Annotated in this window: 28 protein-coding genes; 14 read left to right on the top strand and 14 right to left on the bottom strand. The window is 34.6% G+C overall.

Going from position 1 to position 23,572, the window contains the following annotated elements:
• Positions 1 to 29 precede the first annotated feature (29 nt).
• A complete protein-coding gene (locus tag BMY56_RS05810) occupies positions 30 to 773 on the top strand; it encodes a DUF3298 and DUF4163 domain-containing protein (RefSeq protein ID WP_091621849.1) in 744 nt (247 codons plus the stop codon).
• Here BMY56_RS05810 and BMY56_RS05815 read toward each other — a convergent pair.
• Entirely contained in the window at positions 770 to 1,231 is a 462-nt protein-coding gene (locus tag BMY56_RS05815; protein ID WP_091621852.1) for a DinB family protein, read from the bottom strand. The genes BMY56_RS05810 and BMY56_RS05815 overlap by 4 nt on opposite strands.
• A gap of 137 nt (positions 1,232 to 1,368) precedes the next feature.
• On the opposite strand from BMY56_RS05815, the gene BMY56_RS05820 reads away from it, so the two are divergent.
• Together BMY56_RS05820 and BMY56_RS05825 are read left to right on the top strand one after the other, a co-directional pair.
• A complete protein-coding gene (locus BMY56_RS05820; protein WP_091621146.1) occupies positions 1,369 to 1,722 on the top strand; it encodes an arsenate reductase family protein in 354 nt (117 codons plus the stop codon).
• On the top strand, positions 1,719 to 2,624 hold the full coding sequence (locus BMY56_RS05825; protein ID WP_091621149.1) for a DMT family transporter: 906 nt from the start codon (positions 1,719 to 1,721) through the stop codon (positions 2,622 to 2,624). Before BMY56_RS05820 ends, BMY56_RS05825 begins: the two co-directional genes overlap by 4 nt.
• A 28-nt stretch (positions 2,625 to 2,652) precedes the next feature.
• Here the strand turns inward: BMY56_RS05825 and BMY56_RS05830 are convergent, their stop codons facing one another.
• Both BMY56_RS05830 and BMY56_RS05835 read right to left on the bottom strand, forming a co-directional pair.
• Positions 2,653 to 3,261 carry a GntR family transcriptional regulator gene (locus tag BMY56_RS05830; RefSeq protein WP_177170923.1) on the bottom strand — a complete coding sequence of 203 codons (609 nt, stop codon included), beginning with the start codon at positions 3,259 to 3,261 and terminating at the stop codon, positions 2,653 to 2,655.
• A 102-nt stretch (positions 3,262 to 3,363) separates the two neighbouring features.
• A complete protein-coding gene (locus BMY56_RS05835; RefSeq protein WP_091621153.1) occupies positions 3,364 to 3,837 on the bottom strand; it encodes an acyl-CoA thioesterase in 474 nt (157 codons plus the stop codon).
• 125 nt (positions 3,838 to 3,962) lie between these two features.
• On the opposite strand from BMY56_RS05835, the gene BMY56_RS05840 reads away from it, so the two are divergent.
• The 5 genes from BMY56_RS05840 (at position 3,963) to trxA (ending at position 7,874) form a co-directional block, all read left to right on the top strand.
• Positions 3,963 to 4,937, top strand: coding sequence for an NAD(P)H-dependent flavin oxidoreductase (locus BMY56_RS05840; RefSeq protein WP_091621155.1), 975 nt, complete (start codon positions 3,963 to 3,965; stop codon positions 4,935 to 4,937).
• Between the two features lie 142 nt (positions 4,938 to 5,079).
• Positions 5,080 to 5,988 (top strand): YheT family hydrolase, encoded by a 909-nt coding sequence (locus tag BMY56_RS05845; RefSeq protein ID WP_317040595.1) that lies wholly within the window; start codon positions 5,080 to 5,082, stop codon positions 5,986 to 5,988.
• 156 nt (positions 5,989 to 6,144) lie between these two features.
• The gene (locus tag BMY56_RS05850) at positions 6,145 to 6,624 is read left to right on the top strand and encodes a c-type cytochrome (protein WP_091621160.1); all 480 of its coding nucleotides are present in this window, start codon (positions 6,145 to 6,147) and stop codon (positions 6,622 to 6,624) included.
• A 201-nt stretch (positions 6,625 to 6,825) separates the two neighbouring features.
• Positions 6,826 to 7,515: a DsbA family oxidoreductase gene (locus BMY56_RS05855; protein ID WP_091621163.1), complete on the top strand. Its 690-nt coding sequence runs from the start codon at positions 6,826 to 6,828 to the stop codon at positions 7,513 to 7,515.
• Positions 7,516 to 7,577: 62 nt separating this feature from the next.
• Positions 7,578 to 7,874 carry a thioredoxin gene (trxA, locus tag BMY56_RS05860; protein WP_091621165.1) on the top strand — a complete coding sequence of 99 codons (297 nt, stop codon included), beginning with the start codon at positions 7,578 to 7,580 and terminating at the stop codon, positions 7,872 to 7,874.
• On the opposite strand, the gene BMY56_RS05865 is transcribed toward trxA, so the two are convergent.
• The 3 genes from BMY56_RS05865 to BMY56_RS05875 form a co-directional block, all read right to left on the bottom strand.
• Entirely contained in the window at positions 7,871 to 8,980 is a 1,110-nt protein-coding gene (locus BMY56_RS05865) for a lactonase family protein (RefSeq protein ID WP_091621168.1), read from the bottom strand. The genes trxA and BMY56_RS05865 overlap by 4 nt on opposite strands.
• Positions 8,981 to 9,083: 103 nt before the next feature.
• Complete coding sequence (locus BMY56_RS05870) at positions 9,084 to 9,440, bottom strand: DUF2237 family protein (RefSeq protein ID WP_091621170.1); 357 nt, start codon at positions 9,438 to 9,440, stop codon at positions 9,084 to 9,086.
• A gap of 154 nt (positions 9,441 to 9,594) precedes the next feature.
• Positions 9,595 to 9,978, bottom strand: coding sequence for a DoxX family protein (locus BMY56_RS05875; protein ID WP_262493775.1), 384 nt, complete (start codon positions 9,976 to 9,978; stop codon positions 9,595 to 9,597).
• A 45-nt stretch (positions 9,979 to 10,023) separates the two neighbouring features.
• Here BMY56_RS05875 and BMY56_RS05880 point away from each other — a divergent pair, with 45 nt between their 5' ends.
• Together BMY56_RS05880 and BMY56_RS05885 are read left to right on the top strand one after the other, a co-directional pair.
• Entirely contained in the window at positions 10,024 to 10,395 is a 372-nt protein-coding gene (locus BMY56_RS05880) for a DoxX family protein (RefSeq protein ID WP_091621173.1), read from the top strand.
• A 131-nt stretch (positions 10,396 to 10,526) separates the two neighbouring features.
• The gene (locus BMY56_RS05885) at positions 10,527 to 10,805 is read left to right on the top strand and encodes a hypothetical protein (protein ID WP_143057782.1); all 279 of its coding nucleotides are present in this window, start codon (positions 10,527 to 10,529) and stop codon (positions 10,803 to 10,805) included.
• 24 nt (positions 10,806 to 10,829) lie between these two features.
• Here BMY56_RS05885 and BMY56_RS05890 read toward each other — a convergent pair whose 3' ends face one another.
• The 5 genes from BMY56_RS05890 to BMY56_RS05910 form a co-directional block, all read right to left on the bottom strand.
• On the bottom strand, positions 10,830 to 12,461 hold the full coding sequence (locus BMY56_RS05890; RefSeq protein WP_091621178.1) for a SulP family inorganic anion transporter: 1,632 nt from the start codon (positions 12,459 to 12,461) through the stop codon (positions 10,830 to 10,832).
• Positions 12,462 to 12,565: 104 nt separating this feature from the next.
• A complete protein-coding gene (locus BMY56_RS05895; protein WP_091621180.1) occupies positions 12,566 to 12,889 on the bottom strand; it encodes a Dabb family protein in 324 nt (107 codons plus the stop codon).
• Positions 12,890 to 13,033: 144 nt separating this feature from the next.
• Entirely contained in the window at positions 13,034 to 13,828 is a 795-nt protein-coding gene (locus tag BMY56_RS05900; protein ID WP_091621184.1) for an SDR family NAD(P)-dependent oxidoreductase, read from the bottom strand.
• A gap of 16 nt (positions 13,829 to 13,844) precedes the next feature.
• Positions 13,845 to 15,524, bottom strand: coding sequence for a sodium:solute symporter (locus BMY56_RS05905; protein WP_091621186.1), 1,680 nt, complete (start codon positions 15,522 to 15,524; stop codon positions 13,845 to 13,847).
• Between the two features lie 28 nt (positions 15,525 to 15,552).
• On the bottom strand, positions 15,553 to 16,527 hold the full coding sequence (locus BMY56_RS05910) for a phytanoyl-CoA dioxygenase family protein (RefSeq protein WP_091621188.1): 975 nt from the start codon (positions 16,525 to 16,527) through the stop codon (positions 15,553 to 15,555).
• 147 nt (positions 16,528 to 16,674) lie between these two features.
• Between BMY56_RS05910 and BMY56_RS05915 the strand changes: the two genes are divergently transcribed.
• The 3 genes from BMY56_RS05915 to BMY56_RS05925 all read left to right on the top strand — a co-directional run bounded on the left by BMY56_RS05915 (position 16,675) and on the right by BMY56_RS05925 (position 18,137).
• Positions 16,675 to 17,523, top strand: a complete 849-nt coding sequence (locus BMY56_RS05915) for a helix-turn-helix domain-containing protein (RefSeq protein WP_091621190.1) — start codon at positions 16,675 to 16,677, stop codon at positions 17,521 to 17,523.
• A gap of 115 nt (positions 17,524 to 17,638) precedes the next feature.
• Positions 17,639 to 17,983 (top strand): DUF421 domain-containing protein, encoded by a 345-nt coding sequence (locus tag BMY56_RS18485; RefSeq protein ID WP_143057783.1) that lies wholly within the window; start codon positions 17,639 to 17,641, stop codon positions 17,981 to 17,983.
• Positions 17,961 to 18,137: a YetF domain-containing protein gene (locus BMY56_RS05925; RefSeq protein WP_091621196.1), complete on the top strand. Its 177-nt coding sequence runs from the start codon at positions 17,961 to 17,963 to the stop codon at positions 18,135 to 18,137. Before BMY56_RS18485 ends, BMY56_RS05925 begins: the two co-directional genes overlap by 23 nt.
• A gap of 54 nt (positions 18,138 to 18,191) precedes the next feature.
• Here BMY56_RS05925 and BMY56_RS05930 read toward each other — a convergent pair whose 3' ends face one another.
• Positions 18,192 to 19,106 carry a nicotinic acid mononucleotide adenyltransferase gene (locus tag BMY56_RS05930; RefSeq protein WP_091621198.1) on the bottom strand — a complete coding sequence of 305 codons (915 nt, stop codon included), beginning with the start codon at positions 19,104 to 19,106 and terminating at the stop codon, positions 18,192 to 18,194.
• A gap of 109 nt (positions 19,107 to 19,215) precedes the next feature.
• Here BMY56_RS05930 and BMY56_RS05935 point away from each other — a divergent pair, with 109 nt between their 5' ends.
• Complete coding sequence (locus tag BMY56_RS05935) at positions 19,216 to 20,217, top strand: NAD(P)H-dependent glycerol-3-phosphate dehydrogenase (RefSeq protein ID WP_091621202.1); 1,002 nt, start codon at positions 19,216 to 19,218, stop codon at positions 20,215 to 20,217.
• Here the strand turns inward: BMY56_RS05935 and BMY56_RS05940 are convergent.
• A complete protein-coding gene (locus BMY56_RS05940) occupies positions 20,214 to 21,881 on the bottom strand; it encodes a glycerol-3-phosphate dehydrogenase/oxidase (RefSeq protein ID WP_091621205.1) in 1,668 nt (555 codons plus the stop codon). The genes BMY56_RS05935 and BMY56_RS05940 overlap by 4 nt on opposite strands.
• Before the next feature lie 157 nt (positions 21,882 to 22,038).
• Positions 22,039 to 23,526, bottom strand: coding sequence for a glycerol kinase GlpK (gene glpK, locus BMY56_RS05945; protein ID WP_091621208.1), 1,488 nt, complete (start codon positions 23,524 to 23,526; stop codon positions 22,039 to 22,041).
• Positions 23,527 to 23,572: the final 46 nt, after the last annotated feature.

The raw sequence follows: 23,572 nt of genomic DNA on the forward strand, positions 1-23,572 counted from the left end.
TGTATTTTTACATGAAATCTAATTTTTACATGAAATCAAAGCTACTCTACCTACTTATATGTATTTCTCTTATTGCTTGTAATACCGAGGAATCTCTCACTTTTGAGACACTAACGATATCTAACGATGCCTGTGAGAATTGCACTTCAGTATCTATTGAAATTCCAAAAGCATTAGGTCAAATTAAATTAAGTGAGACCATTAATATCGCCCTACAAGAAGAAATCATTGCATTGTTGAATTTTGACGAAGAAAGTAATGCCCAGACTATTGAGGGAGCTTCTGAAGCATTTGTAAAGGATTATGAAGAACTGAATGGCAAATTTCCGGAAGAATCCATGCCTTGGGAGGCTAAAATAAATGGTACAATAATTTTTGAAAATATGGAGGTATTAACCATAAAACTAGAATCATATATGTATACAGGTGGTGCACATGGCTACGACACCAACCGATTTTTGAACTTTGACAAAACTAAGGAAGTGGAATTAGACCGCCTAGAATTATTCAAAAATGAAGATGAATTCAAAGCATTTACTGAAACTATATTTCGAAAACAAGAAAATGTACCAACAGACGCAACCATAAATAGTACAGGTTTTATGTTTGAAACGGAAAGTTTCTATTTACCAGAAAATATTGGCTATACTGATAAGGGCCTATTACTATTTTACGAGCCTTACGAAATTGCTTCTTTTGCCGATGGCCCCATCATATTGACCATACCTTATAATGATGCTAATAATTTTTTAAAGATTTCAGTAAAGCCTTAACCGACCTTTCTTAACAATAGAATGATTGCCCCAATATGTAGGCCTTCATGAAATAAATTAAATGCAATCGCATCATCAATATTTTTAAGCGTTACCCGCGCACTAGTCGTATACTCTATATAATTTTGAAATAGGTCTGTATCATAATCTTCTTTTAACCATTCTATTGTAGAGATTAAAAAATCTGCCACCATCATAATCTCCTCATCGGTCGCTGTACCATCTGGAGTTGTCCCTTTCATAAACTTAGCTACCAATTCATCGGGCACACGCATTTGAAGTCCGCTGAATTTATATTGTAAAATTTGCTGAGTGACTATGGTGTGCGCTATATTCCAAAATATATTATTATTGAAGCCTTCTGGAATCTTTAAAAGCTTTTCTTTTGGAGTTTTTGTTAGTATCGCGTGTAAGTTTCTACGATTCTGTAAGGTGATTTCAAATAAATTTTTAGACATTATTTCACATTTAAAGGAGCATAAAAATAGTACAATTAATGGGAAATAAGTTTCTTTGCAAACCATAAGGACCATATGAAATTTGTCATTTACACCATTTTTAGGTTTAAAATACATTTGAAGCAATACCTCAAATCATGAAAAAAATATATCATCTAAGTACTTGTTCTACTTGCCAACGAATTATTAAGGAATTGCAACCAATTAATGATTTTAAATTACAGGATATAAAATCTGAACCCATTACAGAGTCTCAGTTAGAACAAATGCATTCTCTATCTAATAGCTACGAGGCATTGTTTAGCAAAAGAGCCATATTATATCGTGAGCGAAATTTAAAAGAGCAAAATCTTACCGAAGATGATTATAAGGCTTTGATTTTAGAACAGTACACCTTTTTAAAGCGTCCAGTGATACTAATGGACGACCAAATATTTATTGGCAATAGCAAAAAAGTTGTAGAGGCCGCAAAAAAGGCCATTAATTCGTGAATAAACGTCTACTAGCAATAATCGCTGCAATTGGGGCCACTACTATTTATGGAATAAACCATACCGTTGCAAAAGGCATAATGCCCCATTACGTGCAACCTTTTGGTTTTATTATTTTAAGGGTTCTGGGTGCTGCAATTTTATTTTGGCTCATATCTCCTTTTGGTCCAAAAGAGAAGATCGATCGCAAAGATTATTTAAGAATGATTGTTTGCGCCTTTTTAGGCATGGGTTTAAATATGCTCGTTTTCTTTAAAGGACTGTCACTATCTACACCTATAAATAGTGCCGTTTTAATAACTACAACTCCTATTGTTGTTCTTGTTTTATCTGCAGTAATTCTAAAGGAAAAAATTTCAAACAGAAAGATATTGGGCATCGGAATAGGTCTATTAGGCGCTTTGGGCCTTATTCTATATGGATCTGAAGTGCGCCAAGATGCACCTAATATACCGATGGGAAATTTCCTTATTTTTCTTAATTCTATGTTTTATGGCTCCTATTTAGTAGTTGTAAAGGCACTAATTATGAAATATCACCCATTTACATTTATGAAGTGGTTATTCTCATTAGGTGTCCTTATCTGTTTACCATTTGGATATGAAGAATTTATGCAGATATCATGGGCTACATTGCCTTATGAAGCATACTGGGGAATTGCCTTTGTCATTTTGGGCACAACATTCTGCACCTATTTATTTAATATTTTTGCATTAACCCAACTAAAGGCTTCGACACTAAGTGCCTTTGTTTATGTTCAACCATTGGTTGGTATTGGGTATGCCATTATTACCGGGCAAGACAACCTCACCTTGGTGAAAATAGTTGCTGCATGTTTCGTGTTGGTAGGCGTATATCTCGCCAGTAGACAACCAAAGAGATTTTATAAAAAATCAACATAGCACAATCTTAAAGGTAGATCCCGATAATTTAAATATGTGATTTTCTAGCGTTCTCAAGATGCGTCTGTATTGCCCTTACGGCCATTTCTTCATCTCTATGATGCATCGCTGAGACTAAATCTAAATGCTCTTGCATTATTAATTTCAATGGCCTCACTAGACCTACAAGATCCATGAACGGTAATATTTTGGCAGTCTTAAACAATTCATACAACATTCTATTCCCACAATTTTTGGCAATATATTCGTGAAAATAACTATCTATTTTATGGAAAACATATGCGTTTTGTGGTCCATTCTCGAACGGAACCAAAAGATTTCGCAAATCGTCAATTCTCGACTGTGAGGCATTACGCGTAAATAGTTTTACGGTCATTGTCTCTAGGGCAATTCTGCAATCGAACATTTCAGAAATATCCTGTTCACAAAGCTCACGAACGGTTAGGCCATTAGTAAGCGTACCTACCAATAAAGATTCTTCTTGCAATTGTAGCAATACCACTGGTATGGTATCATCTTTAATATTAAGTGTATGCGACAATCTATGTTGCGTAATTAACTGACCTGGCGCCAATTTCTTGGTAACAATCAATTTCTTCACTTTCCCGTATGTCTCTTGAAATAATTCTTCTGGCAAGCTGACCATTTCGTAAATATACTAAAATAGCTTTATCAAAATATACTTAAAATACTATAAAGGAATCGATTATAATTCAGTGGCTAAATCACAATAATAGACCTATAGATTTTTAGGAAGTCTAGCAAATTTGCGTGAATCTTCTTTAGTAAGAACTCTAAAACCATCCGCTTTTTCTACATCACTAAAAGCAGTTAACAATTCATTGGTCAAACCTGTTAACTTTCGAGTCTTTAAATCTATCCATGCACCCATCATTTCACAATGGGCAATATTCTCCCCTTTATGATTATAAAAATTATGATGAAATTCAAAAAATTTGCAATCCTCACTCATTCCCATTATTTCCAAGGTCACTTTAATAGGTTTACCTATAAATGCTTCTTTAAAATAATACATATGCTCATAAAACGCAACAGGTCCTATTTCATGAATTGCCATTGTTTTATGGTCAAATCCTAATTCCATCAAATATGAAATACGTGTATGGCTCATAAAATTAATATATGCTGAATTTGCTAGATGACGATTTGCATCTATGTCACTCCATCTTATTTCAAAATCTTTCAAGTACATCTTCTTCTTTTTTTACTGTGCATGCATAATACCCAATAAAAATAACATAGTTTTGAAACGTAAGAGATAAAGAACATGGTTTATTATACTTATTTTTATTTCAAGTCGAAAAAATTTATTTCAGAATGTCAAACAAGCCTGCTTTCATTAAAGAACTATCATTACCTATAGTTGCCGCTCCCATGTTTTTAATATCTGGACCGCAATTGGTAATAGAATGTTGTAAAAATGGTATTGTTGGCACTTTTCCCGCTTTAAACCAACGCTCAAGTGAAGGTTTTGAAGAATGGTTGATCGAAATTAAATCTAGCTTAAAGGAATTTGAAGAGCAGACTGGTAAAAAAGCGGCACCATTTGGTGTTAATTTAATCGTGCACCCTACAAACCCACGGTTAGAGGCCGATGTTAAATTATGCGTCAAACATAAAGTACCATTAATAATTACCTCTTTAGGTGCGGTTTCTGAAGTTGTCGATGCCATTCATGGTTATGGTGGTCTAGTTTTTCATGATGTTATTAAAAAGCGTCACGCAGAAAAAGCTGCTGAGGCTGGTGTTGATGGGTTAATTCTAGTAGCTGCAGGGGCTGGTGGTCATGCAGGCACAATAAACCCAATGACTTTAGTTGCTGAAATAAAGAAATTCTTTCATAAAACTATTTTACTATCTGGATGTATCAGTACTGGTCGAGATATTGCATCGGCATTGCAGATGGGTGCAGATTTAGCTTATATGGGAACTCGTTTCATTAATACAAACGAAAGCAAGGCTACACCAGAATATCGCCAAATGATTATTGATGCTGGCGCTAGTGATGTTGTATATACTGCTGCAATTTCTGGAGTTCACGCGAATTTTCTCGGAGCTAGTTTAAAAGCTGCCGGAATAACCGAAGAAGATCTTAAAAAAGACCGAAAAATTGATTTTGGCAAAGAATTGGATACCGAGGCAAAAGCATGGAAAACCATTTGGTCGGCAGGCCAAGGTTCTGCTCTTATTACAGATACCTTACCTGTAGCCGAGTTAGTATCACATTTAAAGTCAGAATTTAAAGAGGCTGTAGAAGAGCAAATTAAAGTGCTTGAAAACTATCCAAAATAAAATTCTATAATACTGTTTTAGTGCCTTTGGTTTATTTTAAAATGTAGATTGACTATTAACTATTTCAAAAAATCTCATAGAAATTGTAATGCCCTTACTTAACTCGTCATACAATCCACCACTATTTTTTAAAAACGGACATTTGTCGACGATATATTCTGGCTTACTTCGAAAAATTGAGCCTCTAGAACAAATAAGAATACGGCTAACTTTACCCGACACTGATTTTCTAGATTTGGATTGGAGTTATTCAAAAACTCCATCTAAAAAAGTAGTGCTTATTATACATGGCCTTGAAGGAAGCTCTAAACGCGCTTATATACAAGGAAGTGCCAAAGCATTAACTGAATCAGGTTTCGATGTCTGTGCCATTAATCTTAGAGGTTGCAGTGGTACAATGAATAATTTGTATCGATCATACCATTCTGGCGCTACAGAAGACTTACAATCTGTCATAGACCATGTACTTCAACTAGATAAATACTCCTCTTTATTTTTACACGGATTTAGTCTTGGTGGCAATCTGTTACTAAAGTATTTAGGTGAAGAGCGTATACTGCCTAAAGAAATTAAAGGTGCAGTAGCTATTTCTGTACCCTGTCAATTGGCAGATTCACTTGATCAGTTATTACAATTTAAAAATTTTCTATACGCGAGAAGATTTAAGGGTAATTTGGTTGAAAAACTTAAGCTGAAAAAACAGTCATTTCCAGACCTGATATCAGATTTGGACATTGAACAAATAAAAACATTGAAAGATTTCGACGATATTTATACGAGCAGAGCACATGGGTTTAAAGATGCTATGGATTATTATGCGCAATGTAGTAGTCTTCAATTTTTAAACACTATTGAAATACCTACCCTAATAATTAACGCTGAAAATGATACCTTTTTAGGAGAAGCTTGCTATCCTATAGAAATTGCCAAACAACATAAAACCTTGTTTTTAGAAGTTCCAAAATATGGAGGGCATGTAGGTTTTTATGGCTCTGATAATTTCACGTATACCGAGCGTCGTACTTTAGAGTTTCTTTCGAATTGCAATTAATCTCAGTTCATCATTTTAAAAAAACAATGTATCACACTACTATTGTTAAAAATCTCCTTAAAGTTAAATTGTACTTTATGAAAAGATAGTGCTACACATAAAAATTCCTATCTTAGTAGTTCAATTGACTTACAACATTTAAATTATAATAAACGTATGCGTAAATTATTTACTTTATTAGCTCTTAGCACCATTATTATCAGCTGTGGCGAAAAGAAAGAAGAGAAAAAAGAAGGTTTTGAAATGAACAGAGCCAAAAAAGAAGTTAAAGCTGAAACAGCAAGTGAAGGTGTACCTGTTGACCTTGATAACAAAGGAGTAGGTCCAATAACAGATGTCACATTTTCTGATGCTATCAACGAAGAAATGGCTGCGGCAGGTAAGGAAAAATTTCAAGCAATTTGTACGGCATGCCATATGGCAGAGCAACGTATGATCGGGCCAGCATTAAAAGGTGTCTTCGAACGTAGAAGCCCAGAATGGGTTATGAACATGATTATCAACCCAGATAAAATGTTGAAAGAAGACCCTATTGCAAAAGCATTATTGAAAGAATACAATAATGCCATCATGCTTAATCAAAACTTAAAAGAAGAAGACGCTCGTAATTTAGCAGAATACTTACGTACGCTCTAAGTTAATTTATACACATTATAAAAAAACCCTTTCAATAGCTTGAAAGGGTTTTTTAGTTATAAACACATTTCTATTTCTCGATTTAATAATTAAAACCAATCTTTAATTTTACAATTAAATCGTATAATTGAGAAAATTACGTAGTGTAGGTTTTAGCCGGTTTTTTCGACCAAGAAGATATAATTTGAAATTAATAATCTAATGCAAAACGATAAAATAAAGATTGATATAGTTTCTGATGTTGCATGTCCTTGGTGTTATGTTGGTAAAAAAAGATTAGAAAAAGCAATTAAACAATGGGGTGGTATTCCAATAGAAATAGAATGGCATCCATTTCAACTAGATCCCAATATGCCAAAAGAAGGTTTGGATAGAGATACTTATTTAACCAATAAATTTGGAAGCTTAGAAGGCCCACTAGAAATGACAAAACATTTAGAAAAAAGTGGAAAGGAAGAAGGCATTACTTTCAACTTCGGACAAGAATGGCTTGCAGTCAATACACTTCAATTACACCAACTATTACATGTAGCTGGTGAAGAAGGATTTAAAGATGTATTGAAAGAGCGTTTAATGAAAGCTTATTTTGATGAAAACCTTCACTTGAATACCATTGATGTATTAAGCTCAATAATGGCTGAATATAATTGGTCTGCCAAAAAGACAAAACAAGTTTTAGATGATGATGGCATCGCGTATGCTGTTAAACAAGAGATTGCTCATTATCAACAACGTGGTGTTAATAGCGTACCGTATTTCATTATTAATGACAAATATGGTATTAGTGGCGCACAGCCGGCATCGGTATTTTTAGAAGCATTTCAACAAGTATCACCTTTAAATATCATAAGTAAAGGTGATAGTTGTGATCCGGCATCTGGAGTTTGTTAACGTTACACTAAAAGAATAGAAGTTATTCAATATTATATTTTGAACATTAAAAAGCAAGAACTATGAAATCATCATTTTCTGAAATAATAAAAGGAGAAACACCTGTACTGGTTGATTTTTTTGCTGACTGGTGTGGCCCATGTAAATCATTGGCTCCAATTCTTAAAGACGTAAAAAGTGATTTAGGAGATTCAATAAAAGTCATAAAAATAGATGTAGATAAAAACCAAGCGTTAGCCACACAATATCAGGTAAGAGGAGTGCCTACTATGATTTTGTTTAAAAACGGCAAACAAGTTTGGAGACAATCGGGAGTGGTGCCCAAGCATGACCTTTTACAGATTATTAAAACTTCTTAATAAAATTTCAAACAAACTGGACTAGGCAAATCAACCTGGCTAACGTAACTCAAAGTACCGAGTTCAATATTTCGTTTAAAGACAACGATGTTGTTACTGCGTTGATTTGCTACCAGCACATATTTTCCGCTAGGATCAATTGAAAAATTTCGAGGCCAATCGCCCTCTACAGATTCTCTACCTAATAGATTCAGTTTACCGGTTGCTTGATCAACCTCAAAAATAACTATGGTATTTTCTCCCCTATTTGTACCATAAAGAAACTTGCCATCTGAAGATAAATGAATATCGGCACAAAAACTTTCACCCTCAAAATTAGAGGCTGTGGTTTCTTGAGTTTCAATAGCATAGTACTTTTCGTCATCCAAACCAAAAACCGTAATGGTTGAATTCAATTCATTTATTACGTAAATAAACTTTTCATCTTTAGAGGTAACAAAATGTCTAGGCCCTGCACCCTCAGCCACAACTAATTCTTTCTGCCCGCTTGAAAAGTATTGACCATCATTTTTACTGTACTTTTCAATTCTATCTAATCCTAAATCAGACACAAATAATTCTCCATTTATAAATTCCGCCATATGAGCATGAGCAGTCTTGGTTGTATCTAAAATCTTATGGTCTATAATTTGAGGTGAAGGATTAAGGTTGCCATTATCCGCAGCACTGTAAACTGCAACATTCCCTCCTGTATAATTTGCTACTGCCACCATATTGCCGTTTTCACTAACGCCAACATAACAAGGATTAGCACCATAGGTAGACTTTACATCTACTTCTGTAAGTACAGTATCTTTGACCCTAAACGTGGTAATTGAGCCATGATCTTCTTTAAAATCATCAACCTCGCTTACTGCATACATGGTATTCTTATCAGGAGATAAAGTTAAATATGAAGGGTTTTTAATAGCCGCAGCTAGGGTTTTATTCTCTAACTGTCCTGTTTCAAGATTGAAGTTATACCTATAAATACCTTCACTCCCATTATTGGTATATGTACCAACAAATAGAATCTCTTCATTTTGCATCTCCTTCATCTTACAACTATTTACCAGGCTCAATACTATTCCTAATAACAAAACAGCAACCAGCGATTTGTATTTCATATTCTAAAAATAAGCACAATTTAATTCTGTCTAATACGAAACGCGAAATATTATACCTAACCAAATGGTATTGAATACTCCTATTTAAAAATAAGTGTAAATATTAGTATTTAGCTTCTAAAAGCATTGTAAAATCTATATGGTCCAAAGTTTTCTTATGAGTGGCTTCTAAAACAACAGGAGGCGCAACACCGGCCTCAGAAGCTTGCTTCCAACGTAAGGCGCAAAGGCACCATTTATCACCGACTTTTAGTCCGGGAAAATTATACATTGGCTTAGCAGTACTTAAGTCATTTCCTTGTTCTTTTGTGTATTCCAGAAATTCTGTTGTCATTACTGCACAAACCGTGTGGGTACCAGAATCCTCTGCACCGGTTTTGCAGAAGCCATCTCGATAAAAGCCCGTTAAAGGCTCATAACAACAAGAAATTAAATTTGTTCCTAAAACATTAAGAGGCATAATTTTCTATTTTAAAATCAAGTAGTACCAACATTAAGATAACATTCTTATTTACCCCAAAGGGCTGTAAATACTCTCTTTTCATTCTATGATACAATTTAACAAATAACTAAAGAACCAATCCGTTTTATCTTTTAATACAGTGATTTGTCAGCTACTTAGTTTCGAATCGAATTAAAATGATGAATAATATCATATTTAGTAGCGAGTAGAATAATGATGGAAAAGCTAATATAAATGGGTCCTTGATTTTAATTCTTACCATAAACCCAAAAGCCATTAAAATAGCTAAACCTAAGCTTGCTAACATTGCCCAGTTTTTAGAAAAAAGACCCATAAAAAGACCTACGGAACCTAATAATTGCAGAACACCGACCAAGACTCTAAATTTCTCTAAATCATAACGTTTAAATTCAATCACCATGAAATTTGAAAACAAACAGCTAATCCCAAAAAAAAGAAACGAAAGTCCGGAAAAAACAATAATTACCTTAGTAACCCACAAATATTCCTTAAAATCAGAGAACAATATATTCACATTTAAAATATTTTGTTTAATTTTAATTCAAATATATCAAACAATATGGATTTTGTTGTCATTTTTGCCAAAGTAATTATTTTCGTAGCCATCATTAATGTTTGGTTCTTTCGATTCAATAAAAAAACAATGTACAGGGGAGGAAATGCTTCGTCAATGAAAGAAGAATTCGCCGCTTATGGATTATCTGAATCTACTATGTATACCATTGGTGCCTTAAAAGTACTTGGTGCCCTAGGCTTAATAGTTTCTATTTGGGTTCCTATGTTAACTCTACCTTCTGCCGGTTTAATGGCAATACTAATGGTAGGAGCCATATTAATGCATGTAAAGATTAAAGATTCACCGAAACAATCAATGCCTGCAGCAATATTTCTATTACTATCTCTATTTATTATTAGCCAATCTTACATTTAGTAAGTTGCCACAAAAAATATGCTATCCTTGAAAATTTAAAAGCAATAAAATCTTAAAAATAATACCTAAACACTTCGATAAATAAGATTTTATGTAACCAAACCTTCAATTTCTCTACATACAAGAAAGATATGACAATGGGTTTCTCAGGGCATGCTACACAGGTTTTAAAGTCAAATAGGGTTTTACTTAAAAAAAGTAGAAGCTTTAGTGAATTGCGTAAAGATTATCTTAACTACTCACAAGAAACAAAACTTCACTTTAAAGAACTTACCGATGTTGAGCGTAAAGTGGTACGTGATAAAATAAGAGCTCAAGCCAAAAAAGATAGCATACAAGAAATAGGTATTTATATACTCTCTTTAGCTTTAGTCTTAGGAGTCTTTTACGCTATCTATAATTTTAGGTAATAACAATGACTAATGTGCGGGCTCCTATAAACCCCAAAGTTTAAATGGGTTTTTAGTTTCTGCATCTTTTGTTTTAGAAAGAGGTTTATCAACCATGACCTTGTAGGAAGGATCTTCCATGACATTCACATCAATTATTTCTTCTGCATTTTCTAATAAACGAATACAATCTTTACTTAAATGGCGCAAATGCACCTTTTTGCCAATTTTAGCGTAACGCTCTGTAATCTTATTCAAGGCCTCAATACCACTCATGTCAGCTACCCTACTTTCTTGAAAATCAATTATTACTTCATTAGGGTCACTAACCACATCAAATTTTTCGCTGAAAAGCGTTGTAGATCCAAAAAATAAAGGTCCGTAAATTTCATAATGCTTAACTCCATTCTCATCAACATACTTTCTTGCACGTATTCTCTTTGCATTCTCCCAAGAATAAGCCAGTGCAGAAATAACAACACCTAAAAGTACCGCAACCGCTAAATTGTGCGTTACCGCAGTTATTAAGGTTACTAAAATCATTACTACAACATCTGAATTTGGCATTTTACGAAAGGTCTTAAAACTTGCCCACTCAAAAGTACCTATGGCTACCATAAACATTAACCCAACCAATGCGGCCATAGGTAAACGTTCGATTACACTTGACCCGAACATAATAAACACTAACAACATTACAGCTGCGGTTATACCAGATAACCTTGCTCTAGCCCCTGAAGAAGTATTAATTAAACTTTGACCAATCATTGCACAACCACCCATTCCTGATAAAAATCCTGATAGTATGTTAGCGGTACCTTGTGCCACACATTCCCTATTACCACTACCTCTTGTTTCGGTTATCTCATCAATAATGTTCAATGTCAATAAACTCTCAATTAAACCAACACCTGCAACAATGGCTGCAAACGGAAATATAATTTTAAAAGTTTCAAATGTTAATGGTATTTGCGGGATGGATAATGGCGGGAATCCACCTTTAATAGATTCGCCTTCTCTCATTGTATCGGCAACCGTCAAGGTATCAATTCCAAAACCTATTACTATCGCCGAAACTACAACGATAGCTACCAATGAGGATGGTATTGCTTTGGTTAATTTAGGAAGCCCCCAAATGATAAGCATTGTAAGAAGGGTAAGCCCTAACATCATTGCCATGTTCATACCCGTTAACAAATTGTCGGTTCCTTTTTGATAGAAGTTCGGAAATTGAGCCATGAAAATAATAATGGCCAAACCATTAACAAAACCGAACATTACCGGATGCGGTACTAAACGTATGAACTTTCCTAATCGTAAAACTCCCGCTAATATTTGTAAAATACCTGCGATTATGACCGTAGCAAAAACATAATTCAATATTGTTTCAGGCTCAATACCTGGAAAATTACGTTTCAATTCTAGTATCAACCCAATGAAAATTACGGCAACAGCACCTGTTGCTCCAGAAATCATTCCTGGTCTACCGCCAAAAATTGAAGTGATTAGAGCAAGTACAAAAGCTGCATATAGCCCCGTTAACGGAGAGAAGCCGGGGATAAGAGCAAACGCAATTGCCTCTGGTACTAAAGCCAAGGCTACCGTGAGTCCAGATAGAATTTCTGTCTTATAATCTACTTTTTGTTTAAAATTGAATAAATTAAAAATCTTCGCCATGCGCCTTTACTTTTAAAGGGCGCAAATTTAAGGCTTATTGTTCTGCAAAAGAATCAATTACTAGAAAAACCCCCATTAAATCCCAACCTCAATTATTCAAAAACTCACTTTGCCCAATAGTCAACTACAAATACTTTTTCTAAATGGGGCTGAAGACTTGCTACAAACTCTTGATGTTTTGGATGTGGAGTATATATACTATCTCTATCTTTTTTTGAATTAAATGTAATCATATAACAATGAGTAAAATCTTGATGAAAGTTTTCAGGACTATCATTTAAGCCCCATTCAAAATCTTTAATTACCGAAATGTAATCTGGTAGGGCATTAAAATTATCATTTAACTTTTGTACATCTGCTTCACTAGCATCATCATTGAATTTAAAAATCACGATATGTCTTAATAAATTTTTATTCTGTTTCTTCATTTATACTAATTCTTATTTATAGCTTAATTTCTTTACTCATATCGTCTTGTAATATCCCTCTAGAAAAACGCTGATTAAAATGATGGACAATCAGTTTTTTAAAAAATCTATATTAAATCAGAATTATTTTTCAAATTGTGGTAATTATAGAATTCCTCCCATACTACCTCCATCAACCCTTATAGCAGACCCATTTGTTGCAGAAGAAAGAGAACTTGCCATATAGGTAATTGTATTTGCAATTTCACCAACCTTAGCAAATCTTTGCAATAGTGAAGAGGTTCTCACTTCGGTAAAAAAAGAGGTTTCAATTTGAGCTTTTGTCTTTCCTTCTTTTTGAGCGGTATTTTCTAAGAATTGCTCAGCTCCTTCAGACAAAGTAGACCCTGGAATTATGGTATTCACCGTTACTCCAGTACCCTTAGTTAGTTGCGCTAAACCTCTTGAAACCGCTAAAATTGCAGTTTTGGTCATACTATAGGAAATCAAATCGACAGGCACCAAAGTGGCACACTCACTTGAAATAAATAAGATGCGGCCCCAATTCTTAGTCAACATTATGGGTAGTATTCTTTTAGATAAGCGTACTCCACTCATTACATTAACTTCAAACTGTTGCTGCCAATCTGAATCTTTCGTTTCAAAGAATGACGCTGATGAGTATATACCCACATTATTCACAAGAATATCAATCTCAGGAAGTCTGCCCAAATGCTCTTCTATCTGCTTTGTATTGCTGAAATCAATACAAAGTCCTGAAATAGTATTATTGGGAAATTCTCTTTGTAATTTTTGCACTGCCTCTTGCAGTTTGGTTTCTGTTCTACCGTTAAGAATAACATCTACCCCTTCACTAGCCAAAGCCCTTGCCGTTGCATAACCTATACCAGCAGTAGACCCTGTTATGAAAGCTGTTTTTCCTTGTATTTTTAAATCCATTGTTTCCTGATCTATTCTAATTTGCTATTCCCCATGTACTAAACAACCACCATAAAGCAAGCACAAGACCTATTAAAATTACAGTTAAAGTTGCATCAGAAGACCATTTAACTTTTAGCCGTTCTGAACGCCTTTTAAATGTTACTAGTTCTAACATTTCGGCAGGTTGTGGTTGACCCATTTTACTTACTATCATTAATATCACAGCGCACAAAATGAACAAGAATAAGGCAAAGTGCAAGAAATTAATATCTAAAAAGACCCCTAAAAAAGATCCTTCATTTACTTGAATAGTTCCTTCGTTACTTAAAAACTCGGCTACCAGTCTAAAAACTCCAACTGCAAACCCTACCCATAAAGAGACAATAGCGCCTTTAGCGTTTATCCATTTGTAAAATAATCCAAAAAGAAAGACCGCAGCAATTGGTGGTGAGATATAGGCCTGTACACTTTGTAGATAGTGGAAAATACCGCCACCCATTAATGATTTCATAAAAGGAATCCAACCAAGGCTCACAATAACCAAAACAACAGTAGCAATACGCCCAAAACTTACAAGATCTTTTTGAGTAGCCGTAGGCTTATACTTTTGATAAAAATCGATTGTCAATAACGTAGAACTCGAATTAAACGCAGATGAAAGCGAACTCATTAATGCAGCTAACAGTCCTGCTATGGCTAAGCCTTTCAAGCCTGAGGGCAAAAATCCATTTATCATTGCTGGAAGGGCTTGATCTGCATTTTCCATTGAAAAATCAATAGCTCCTTCTTGTAATAAAGCATAGGCGATTACACCTGGAATAAAAAATATAAATACAGGAAGTAATTTCAAATACCCCGCAAATAAGGCTCCCTTTCTTGCGTTATTAATATCTTTTGCAGAGAGTGTGCGCTGTACGATATACTGATCTGTACACCAGTACCAAACCCCTAAGATTGGAGCACCAAACAGCATACCGGTCCATGGGTATTCCGTATCAGTCATGGGTCTCCATAGATTAAAAAACTGCTCAGTAGGTGGATTGCCTTCTTGGGCAGATGCAATGGTAAGAACATCAATCATATGATCCCATCCACCTAAAGCATATAACCCGAATGCGGTAACCGCAATGGTGCCAATTAACAATATAAACGCTTGTACCATATCTGTATAAATCACAGCCTTTAGTCCCCCTAATACCGTGTAGAAGCCAGTTGCAACAACAGTAATTATAGCACCAGTCCAAAAAGGGATTCCGATAGTTTCAAAAACTAAGGCTCCTGCAAATATGATCAACGAAATTTTTGTGATCACATAGGCTAAAATTGAAATTACCGAAAGGTAACTTCTACAGGCCTTAGAATATCTTTTTTCAAGAAACTCGGGCATTGTATATACTCCCGTTCGAAGATAAAAAGGCACAAATACCCAGCCTAGAAGTATTAATACCAGCGATGCTATAATTTCAAAATTCGCCATTGGCATATTACCCCGTGCCCCAGCGCCTGAAACGCCTAAGATAATCTCTGATCCAATATTTGAAGCAAAAAGTGAGGCTCCAATAACCAACCATCCAGAGTTCCTTCCGGCTAAAAAATAATCAACAGCGCCTCCTGATTCTGATTTGTTTTTTGAGGCCCATTGGGCAATCCATAATATAATTCCAAAATAAATAAGTATAATAGTAATGTCTAAATAGCTCAAGCTTGAAAGCATATGTTATATTTTTTCTTTTAATCAAAATTTACCAGTCATTCAACCCTAGCAGTTTTTTTCCTAAATCAGTTAACTCTGCTTCTTCATACTTAGTTTGTTCCCAGTTTCTAGGATCACCAGGGAAAGCATATCCTTCTGGTGCGATTCTATTCTTCCAAGAATTAATTCTCCAATTCTTAAGTACTTCGTTTTCAGGTTCTGCTGGCATCATAGAAATATATTGCGCTATACGTACTTTATCTTTAGATTTATTCGGCCGAATACCATGTGGTTCTGTACTGTTGAAAATTAGCAAATCACCTGCTTCCATCTTCACCTTTACGATTTTATCTTCTAGACCTTCTAGACTAGGTTGAAAACGATCCCTATCTTCTGGCTGTGTAAGTTTCCAAGTGTCATAGTTACGGTACAACCACGGTATACATTGAAAACCACCCATATTCTCATCGTCTTGATCCGCAAGTGCCAACACACCTTGCACATTTTGCGGCTTGGTTTCTGGATCATAATCCCAATGAATAAACCCCTTTTTTTCTACACCAACTGGCAAGGGAAAATTGAGGTTGGCTCGATCAATGGTCACCCATAATTCTTCTGTTCCCCAAACATCTACAAAAGCATCATATACTCTTTGCGTTTGCCTGTTATTCCATAAATGTTGATGGTTATATACCTCAACCATACCTGTACCCGTTAATTCTTTCATTTTCATTTCAGCACGTGGTGGCGCATACCAAGTAGAAGAATCGGTAGGACTCTTTTCGTCAAATTCCCAAAGGAAATCGGCTGTACGTCTTGCTTGTTCTTTTGATACTGCATTCTTAATTACTATGTAACCATTTTGCATCCAAAACCGCCAATCCTCTTCACCTAACACACGTAAGGGTTTTCCATTAGAACGATCGTTTAGTTTTTGACTACTGCTGGTTGCAGTAGATGGGTTGCCCGGAATAGCTTCATGAGCTTTATTCCCTTGTTCTACTTTGTTATTTGTTTGTTGCATATTGTATGTAATTTAAGTTTAAAGCGTTTTATAAAACTACATAGCATTTAAAACTGAAACTACCGTTATATTGACCATAATTTGAACGATATTGATTTAATAAGGTCATATACTTTAATTTATACGCAATTTAGTTACATTTAACCCATGAAGATTGAACTAGAAACCATTGATCCTAACTCTAAAAGCCCGTTCAGGCTTTTACATGACCCTAAGTTGAGCCATCTATTTTATTGGCATTTTCATCCTGAATATGAGTTGGTTTATATTGAAGGTGCAAATGGCACTCGACATGTTGGGGATCACATTTCTGAATATGAAGAAACCGACCTTGTTCTTATAGGCTCGAATATTCCTCACTTGAATTTTGACTACGGAGTGAAGACAACTTACAGAGAAGAAGTCTTACATATAAAACCTTCATTTAAAAATAGCTTTGTTGACCCCATGCCTGAATTGCAAAGCTTGAACCGTTTACTTGACTTATCGAGATATGGACTTGCATTTCATGGAGAAACTAAAAAAGTGGTTGGTGAATTATTAAAAGAACTCCATACCCTTAAACCTTTTGAATATTTTATGACGATTATGAGTATTCTCAAAAGATTGTCTCAAAGCAATGAGTTTGAACTCCTACATAAAAAACCTTATAAAAATAGATATAGTAAAAAAGAGCAAAGTCGAATTCGTGATATTTATGCCTTAATCGATGAACGATACCAAGGCAAAATTTCAGTAGATGAAGTTGCCAAATTCTGTAATTTAACAAAGCCTGCTTTTTGTCGTTATTTCAAAAAAGCAACAGGTAGCACATTTATAGAATTCTTAAATCAATATCGTATCAGTCAATCTAAAAGATTGTTACTAACCGGAAAGAATGTAAGTGAAACATGCTTTGAATGTGGTTTTGAAAGTCTGTCTTATTTCAATAGAACGTTTAAGAAAGTTACAGGAGAAAATCCATCCGCATTTAAAAAGAGATTACATACCAATTAATGCTTTCACAAGAAATGAATCATGATTAAATACAAAAGAGTAAACCTTTAAGGGAAAACCATATTAATTTTAAGTAGTAATTACTATTTAAAATTATACTCCTTTAAAATACAATATGAAAATTTTCGAACCTCTTTCAATAAACACTATTGTTCAAATGAGTGTTGCAGCAATTTGTATTTATTTATACATCATGTTTATCATAAGAATATCTGGCAAACGGACTTTTGCTAAAATGTCAAGTTTTGATTTTGCAGTAACTATTGCAATGGGTTCTATTTTAGCAGACGCCGTAAACAAACCGATTTCAAGTTTTATGCCTGCTGTTGTTTCTTTTGCTCTCTTAGCAGTTTTACAAGCTGTTTTTGCTAAAATCATATCATCATCCAACAAAGCTCAAAGGACACTTACGAATACCCCTATTTTACTTATGAAAAATGGCACTAGTAAGTCAGGCTGATTTAATGGCAAAATTACGAGAAGCAAACGTACTTCAATTGTCACAAGTAAAAGCGGTGGTTTTTGAAACTACAGGTGATATTTCTGTATTACACTCAGAACATTCAATGCAAATTGATTCAATAATTATGGACGATGTTTCTTTAAAATCATAAAAAAAACCCAATTCATTACGAATAGGGCCTTTATTAAGACAACCAACCTAAAAACTATTTTAACTTCTTCCTTTTTACATTCATTGTAGGGTTAGAAGATTTAATTCTTTTTTTACTATCATCACCTTTTGCAGATTTTAAATATTCTTGATATCCCCTACCTCTAAATTCATAGGTAGTTCCACTATCTGGGTGATATAATTCTATAGTACTATCATTAATTACATATAATTCAAAATAATCGTCATTAAAGAAATCATAGTCTAAGGTTAAGGCTTTTAAAGTATTATCTCCCTGCACATCATACACTTCATAATCCCCCTCAAAATCCCACTGTAAATTAGAAATACTTGTACCGGGCATGTCTAAAGACGACCTAAAAAAGTTAGGTAAAAACTGTAAGTAATTCTCATCATCAAAATCATTTAAAGCTCCGGTATCACTTGTGTATATTTTCTCCCATGCATCGTATTCTTGAATGAGATAATTGATGTTATCATAAAAAACCATATCATAGTCGAAGGTATTTGTCTGATATCCTTTTAGAAAATAAGAGGTGTCACCTCTGGCATCATATAATTCTATTGTATTTCTATTTATAGCAAATACTTCCAAAGCCCAGCGGCCATCAATATCATGGTCTATATCTACAATACCTCTTAGAGTGCCGTATGTTCCAACATCTATACCATAACCCCCTCCAGTTTTACCTATTCCAACAATATTATTGTTGGCGTAAAGCACACCTCGATCAAATGAAACGGTAAAAGCTCTTTGTAAAAAAGGAACCTCACCATTACCTTGAGTTGCATTTATGTCTATATACCATAAATCAAAACTCTGTAAAACTTGATCTGTATTAAAAGCAGATTCTTCAATAAAATCATCTTCTATGATTACATCTGCATAACAAGAAACCATTAAAGTGGCCAAAAGAAAATAACCTGCAAGTAGTTTTATTGTTTTCATATGATTTTATTTTAAGATTACTAACACAGAAACAATCACCATGCCAAAATTTATAAAACACTGATGCATAGCTAATGATGAGCACACAAATTATTGGTAAATTTGTACCATGGAAAAGGATGTGAAATTTGCAGTATTAGGTGGTGGTAGCTGGGCAACGGCCATCGTAAAAATGTTGACCAACAACCAAGAAATGGTAGGTTGGTACATGCGCAATTCAGATGCTATTGAACATATAAAAACTCAAAAGCACAATCCCAATTATCTTACATCAGTTGAATTTAAAACTGAACAATTATTCTTGACCGATGATATTAACGAAGCTGTAAATTTTGCAGATGTTTTAATCTTTGCTGTTCCTTCCGCATTTTTAGTCAGCGAATTAAAAAAACTTAAATCTCCTTTAAAGGATAAAATTATATTTTCTGCCATAAAGGGTATTGTACCAGAATCTGGTTTGATTGTCGGCGAACATTTTCATGAAATCTATAAAATTCCTTTTGAAAATATAGGTGTTATAACCGGACCATGTCACGCTGAAGAAGTTGCTATGGAAAGGCTTTCCTATTTGACCATTGCATGTGCTGATAAGGACAAGGCTGAATTAATTGCTGAAAACTTATCGAGCAACTATATTAAAACCAATATTAGTAAAGATATAATTGGTACAGAGTACGCGGCCATGCTAAAAAATATTTATGCTATCGCGGCCGGTATCGCTCATGGATTGGGTTATGGTGATAATTTTCAAAGCGTATTGATGAGCAATGCCATTCGGGAAATGAAACGCTATACAAAACGCATTCACAATATTGACCGAAATATTAATAAGTCTGCCTATTTAGGAGACCTTTTAGTAACCGGATATTCTATATTTAGTAGAAACAGAATGTTCGGCAATATGATTGGTAAAGGGTATACCGTAAAAAGTGCACAAATGGAAATGAGTATGATTGCTGAGGGATATTATGCAGCAAAAAGCGCTTATACTATAAAAGAGAGTTTCAAGAAAAAGGTTAAAACCCCAATTATTGATGCTGTTTATCAAGTACTTTATGAGAACAAAAACCCTAAGAAAGTATTTCTAGATTTAACCGATAAATTGGATTAATCACGGGTAAGCGAAAAATCTGAATGTTCCTTTAATTCAGCCTCTAGACTAGTTTTCCATTCTTGAACTATCTCATCAGAAACTCCAAATCTATTTTGGAATTCTTTTAGAATAGGTTTCATAAGAGTTCTAATGCTATCAATATCAAAATACAACCTACCAGTTCTACGGATAAAGAAATCCATAGGGTTCTGAACCATTTCATAATCGATACCAAAAGCAAGTTCTGCTTTTGCCAAGCGAACATATTTATCTTTCTCGACAATTTTTGCGTAATTATCTAGAATTATCTCTGTTTGCTTCCCGTAATTGGTTACTAAAAACCAAGCATCGTGTTCAGTAAATTTATCTCCTTTGATTCTATCGTATATTTCGGCGATGTATTTTTTTACGTGCTTAAACTTTTTAAAATCATCATTACCACACAAGAATATTTTCTCAGTATAGCAATCTTTCAGTTTAGTATCATATTCCTCTTCCATTCTTTTGGCAATGCGATCAACTACACGTTCGGCCATTTTTCTATAACCGGTTAATTTACCCCCAGCAATACTGATTAAACCAGTGTCAGAAACAAAAATCTCATCTTTTCTCGACAATTCAGAAGCAGATTTACCTTCCTCGTGAATTAATGGGCGTAAACCTGCCCACGACGACACAATATCTTCCAGTTCTAAATTAATTTCTGGAAACATATTATTTACAGCAGAAATCAAATAAATAGCATCAGCTAAATTTGTACGTACATTATCTTTACTGTCATTATAATTAGTGTCCGTTGTACCCACGTAAGTAACCTTACCTCTTGGAATGGCAAACATCATTCGGCCGTCTGGTATATCAAAATAACAAGATTGTTTTACCGGCAATTTCTCATAAGGAAAAACCAAATGCACGCCTTTGGTAAGATGTAATTGCTTTCCCTTTTTAGAATTATTTAAACTTCTTAATTCGTCTACCCAAGGACCAGCCGCACTGATTACAAACTTAGATTTAATGATAAATTCTTTACCCGTAGTTTGATCAGTAGCCTTTACACCTGCAACCTTTTCTTTATCATATATAAACTCATTCACCTTGGCATAATTTAATGCTTGAGCTCCAAAAAGCAAACTTGTTTTAATATTCTCAATGGTTAAACGGGCATCATCTGTTCTATATTCTGCATAATAACCTGCACCATTCAGAATTTTCTTTGGTAAAAGAGGCTCCAATTTCATGGCCTCCTTCTTTTCTAACATTTTTCGTTTATCATCTCCTGTTACCTGTGCCAAAATATCATAAACCTTTAGACCAATAGAAGTTAGCCATTTACCATATGATCCATTTTCAATTAAGGGTAACAACATTTTTTCGGGCAAAACCAAATGTGGTGCTAGTTTGTGAACAATAGCACGTTCTGAACCAACTTCTTTAACCAACCAAAAATCAAACTGTTTTAAATATCGAAGACCACCATGTATTAATTTAGTTGATTTACTACTGGTACCAGAAGCGAAATCTCCTTTTTCAAGCAAGGCAACTTTCAAACCACGTGACGCAGCATCTAAAGCTATGCCACCACCGGTTATTCCACCGCCAATTACTATCAAGTCAAATTCTTCTCTTTCTAAATTATCAATCGTTTTTTGACGTTCTAAATTGGTAAATTTTATGTTCTTCATCGGTGGATGTCTATTATAAATGTAAAGTCTAATTTTAAATTGAAATGTCGAATGCTATCTACACAGTATAGGATTCAGTTCATATCAAAGATATGAGGAGCATTTCACTAAACTTAGCTTGATTAATTATTTAATTGTAAAATTTGATGTCTAAGAATCACTCATCTTCCCATCCTTTGCATCTTTCAACCGCTTTTTGCCACTTTTTATATAATCGTTTTCTTTTTACCCTATCAAAAGTGGGTTTAAAAATTCTGTTCATCGGTCGGTTTTCATCAATATCAGACTGTTTCCAAAAACCAACTTGAATACCTGCTAAAAATGCAGCGCCCATTGCTGTTGATTCTATAATCTCTGGTCTGTGAACTTCAGAATCTAATATATCGGCCTGAAATTGCATTAAATGATTATTGGCACAAGCACCACCATCTACACGAAGATTTTTTAATTGAATGCCCGAATCATCTTCCATAGCCTTTAAAATATCCTTGGTCTGATAGGCAAGTGATTCTAATGTCGCCTTAGCAATATGCGCTTTGCCCGTATCTCTTGTTAGCCCAAATATGGCGCCTCTTGCATACATGTCCCAATATGGGGCACCTAAACCCGCAAAAGCAGGAACTACATAAACAGGGTTTTCACCTTCTATTGAATTAGCTAAATCTTCTGTTTCTTTAGCATCTTCAATTAGTTCTAAACCATCTCTTAACCATTGTATAGCTGCACCTGCTATGAAAACGCTTCCTTCCAATGCATAATTCACCTTACCATCTAATCCGTAGGCAATGGTTGTCAATAGTCCATTATTTGAAAATTGCGGTTCTTCTCCTGTATTCATTAACATAAAACAACCCGTACCGTATGTATTTTTTGCTGAGCCCTTCTTAAAACATCCTTGTCCAAAAAGTGCTGCTTGTTGATCACCTGCGATACCCGCAATCGGTATTTTAACACCATCATATTCAAAATAACCAAAATCAGCTGCCGAGGGTTTTACCTCCGGAAGCATGCTTTTAGGTATGCTCAATGCTTTCAGCATCTTATCGTCCCATTTTAAATTTACAATGTCATAAATCATAGTTCGAGATGCATTCGTGTAATCTGTGTAATGGTTATGTTCTTTTGTCATATTCCAGACTAACCAAGTATCTATGGTCCCCATTAATAAATCGCCTGCTTCAGCTTTATTTTTAGCGCCTTCTACATTATCTAAAATCCACTTAACCTTGGTACCCGAAAAATATGAATCGATTACAAGGCCCGTTGTTTTTTTAACATGTTCGGTAAGTCCTATTTTCTTAAGATGCTCGCAAATATCCGCAGTTCGTTTATCTTGCCAAACAATGGCATTATAGATTGGCTCACCAGTATTTTTATCCCAAACCACTGTTGTTTCTCTTTGGTTTGTAATACCAATACCCAGTATTTCTGAGGGTTTGACCTTCTCTTTCTTCAAGAGTTCTTGCAAAACTTCCATTTGCGAGGATAGTATTTCTTTTGGGTCATGCTCAACCCAACCCGATTTTGGAAAAATTTGCTTGAACTCCTTCTGAACCATTCCTTGAATAGCACCTGCATGGTCTACCAATAATGCCCTAGAGCTTGTAGTTCCTTGATCTAATGATATAATAAATTGCCTTGACATTTGAGTATAGTTATTTTTCTAAATATAGCTGAATTAAAAGCTATTT

This window comes from Maribacter orientalis (genome assembly GCF_900109345.1).
Classification (GTDB): domain Bacteria; phylum Bacteroidota; class Bacteroidia; order Flavobacteriales; family Flavobacteriaceae; genus Maribacter; species Maribacter orientalis.

Coding starts and splice junctions, on each gene's coding strand:
- BMY56_RS05870 (WP_091621170.1), bottom strand. CDS start 9,440: ATGCCTCTTAATGTTTTAGGAACAAATTTAATTTCTTGTTGTTATGAG.
- BMY56_RS05865 (WP_091621168.1), bottom strand. CDS start 8,980: ATGAAATACAAATCGCTGGTTGCTGTTTTGTTATTAGGAATAGTATTG.
- BMY56_RS05885 (WP_143057782.1), top strand. CDS start 10,527: ATGACAATGGGTTTCTCAGGGCATGCTACACAGGTTTTAAAGTCAAAT.
- BMY56_RS05815 (WP_091621852.1), bottom strand. CDS start 1,231: ATGTCTAAAAATTTATTTGAAATCACCTTACAGAATCGTAGAAACTTA.
- BMY56_RS05900 (WP_091621184.1), bottom strand. CDS start 13,828: ATGGATTTAAAAATACAAGGAAAAACAGCTTTCATAACAGGGTCTACT.
- BMY56_RS05930 (WP_091621198.1), bottom strand. CDS start 19,106: ATGAAAACAATAAAACTACTTGCAGGTTATTTTCTTTTGGCCACTTTA.
- trxA (WP_091621165.1), top strand. CDS start 7,578: ATGAAATCATCATTTTCTGAAATAATAAAAGGAGAAACACCTGTACTG.
- glpK (WP_091621208.1), bottom strand. CDS start 23,526: ATGTCAAGGCAATTTATTATATCATTAGATCAAGGAACTACAAGCTCT.
- BMY56_RS05890 (WP_091621178.1), bottom strand. CDS start 12,461: ATGGCGAAGATTTTTAATTTATTCAATTTTAAACAAAAAGTAGATTAT.
- BMY56_RS05855 (WP_091621163.1), top strand. CDS start 6,826: ATGCAAAACGATAAAATAAAGATTGATATAGTTTCTGATGTTGCATGT.
- BMY56_RS05895 (WP_091621180.1), bottom strand. CDS start 12,889: ATGAAGAAACAGAATAAAAATTTATTAAGACATATCGTGATTTTTAAA.
- BMY56_RS05850 (WP_091621160.1), top strand. CDS start 6,145: ATGCGTAAATTATTTACTTTATTAGCTCTTAGCACCATTATTATCAGC.
- BMY56_RS05835 (WP_091621153.1), bottom strand. CDS start 3,837: ATGTACTTGAAAGATTTTGAAATAAGATGGAGTGACATAGATGCAAAT.
- BMY56_RS05910 (WP_091621188.1), bottom strand. CDS start 16,527: ATGCAACAAACAAATAACAAAGTAGAACAAGGGAATAAAGCTCATGAA.
- BMY56_RS05935 (WP_091621202.1), top strand. CDS start 19,216: ATGGAAAAGGATGTGAAATTTGCAGTATTAGGTGGTGGTAGCTGGGCA.
- BMY56_RS18485 (WP_143057783.1), top strand. CDS start 17,639: ATGAAAATTTTCGAACCTCTTTCAATAAACACTATTGTTCAAATGAGT.
- BMY56_RS05840 (WP_091621155.1), top strand. CDS start 3,963: ATGTCAAACAAGCCTGCTTTCATTAAAGAACTATCATTACCTATAGTT.
- BMY56_RS05905 (WP_091621186.1), bottom strand. CDS start 15,524: ATGCTTTCAAGCTTGAGCTATTTAGACATTACTATTATACTTATTTAT.
- BMY56_RS05880 (WP_091621173.1), top strand. CDS start 10,024: ATGGATTTTGTTGTCATTTTTGCCAAAGTAATTATTTTCGTAGCCATC.
- BMY56_RS05915 (WP_091621190.1), top strand. CDS start 16,675: ATGAAGATTGAACTAGAAACCATTGATCCTAACTCTAAAAGCCCGTTC.
- BMY56_RS05925 (WP_091621196.1), top strand. CDS start 17,961: ATGGCACTAGTAAGTCAGGCTGATTTAATGGCAAAATTACGAGAAGCA.
- BMY56_RS05820 (WP_091621146.1), top strand. CDS start 1,369: ATGAAAAAAATATATCATCTAAGTACTTGTTCTACTTGCCAACGAATT.
- BMY56_RS05940 (WP_091621205.1), bottom strand. CDS start 21,881: ATGAAGAACATAAAATTTACCAATTTAGAACGTCAAAAAACGATTGAT.
- BMY56_RS05810 (WP_091621849.1), top strand. CDS start 30: ATGAAATCAAAGCTACTCTACCTACTTATATGTATTTCTCTTATTGCT.